Below are 534 nucleotides of genomic sequence, written 5' to 3'. Positions count from 1 at the left end.
CCGGCCGGCCGGGCCGGGGACGCGACCGCGTTCCGCCGCGCGTCCGGGACGGCGGCCGCGAACACCGCGACCGTGCCCTCGCCTCCGTCGGCCATCGGAGCGAGGACCACCTCGTCGCCCGGGCGGGCCGCCCGCCCAGCCCGCGGCGAGCGCCTGCGCGACCTCGACCGCCGTCGCCGATCCCTTGAACGAATCCGGTGCGACGACGACCCTCAGCGCGCTCATGGAGCCAGTCTGACGGCCACGCCGCCGACACCGTGGTCACCGCGATCGACCTCGCGCCGGCGCTGGGCACCGTCGGTCGGAGCAGCCCGGGCGACGCCCCCGCACCGGGCTGTCTCAGCGGGAGGGATCACGGCGACCGGACGGCGTCCGCGGCCGGTCGCAGAAGGAGCTCCGCGCGGATCCGACACCCCTCCCTCGCCCACTCGCGCGCCGGAACACGTCGTGGGCGGCGGGCCGGCATCAGCGGTCGAGGGCCTCCGCGACGCGGCGCGTCACCGCGCGCAGCTCCAGCTCGGCCCACGGAGGCGC

The 534-nt window shown here is 78.5% G+C and carries 1 pseudogene; it reads right to left on the bottom strand.

Annotation, left to right across the window (positions count from 1 at the left end):
* Positions 1 to 225 (bottom strand): annotated as a pseudogene (locus ACH61_RS16605) (glycerate kinase); the annotation flags it as partial.
* Between the last annotated feature and the right edge of the window lie 309 nt (positions 226 to 534).

It is taken from the genome of Rathayibacter tanaceti (genome assembly GCF_001634385.1).
In the GTDB taxonomy this organism is placed as follows: domain Bacteria; phylum Actinomycetota; class Actinomycetes; order Actinomycetales; family Microbacteriaceae; genus Rathayibacter; species Rathayibacter tanaceti.
This window is presented reverse-complemented; position numbering and strand designations above follow the sequence as displayed.